This is a genomic window from uncultured Helicobacter sp., from assembly GCF_910577135.1.
Classification (GTDB): Bacteria; Campylobacterota; Campylobacteria; order Campylobacterales; family Helicobacteraceae; genus Helicobacter_C; species Helicobacter_C mastomyrinus.
Genome location: NZ_CAJTLL010000043.1, coordinates 1 through 505 on the forward strand (window position 1 = coordinate 1; position 505 = coordinate 505).

The following is a 505-nucleotide window of genomic DNA, read 5'->3' on the forward strand; positions in this document are numbered from 1 at the left end:
GAGAGGCGTAGGCGATGGACATCAGGTTAATAATCCTGAGCTCGCGACCCTTAAACTGGGGGGACGCATGAGAAAAGATGACTAGGTTATTGAATTCCGAGTTGAGTCTACGGACTCAGCGCATCATTGGATCGAGTGCCAAGAAAAGCCCCAGCGTATGCTAAGCGACCCGTACCGCAAACCGACACAGGTGGGTGGGTAGAATATACCAAGGCGTAAGAGTGAAACCTGGTTAAGGAACTCGGCAAATTAGCCCCGTAACTTCGGAAGAAGGGGTGCCTGCAGCGATGCAGGCCGCAGAGAAATGGCCCAACCGACTGTTTATCAAAAACACAGCACTCTGCAAAGACGCAAGTCGAAGTATAGGGTGTGACACGTGACCAATGCCGAAAGATTAAGGCAAGGGGTTAGCCGCAAGGCGAAGCTCTGAACCCAAGTCCCGGTGAATGTCGGCCGTAACTATAACGGTCCTAAGGTAGCGAAATTCCTTGTCGGGTAAGTTCCG

The 505-nt window shown here is 51.9% G+C and carries 1 rRNA gene (cut by a window edge); it reads left to right on the top strand.

From position 1 onward, the window contains the following. A 23S ribosomal RNA gene (locus QZ289_RS10410) occupies positions 1-505 on the top strand (its annotated part continues 268 nt past the right edge of the window); the annotation flags it as partial.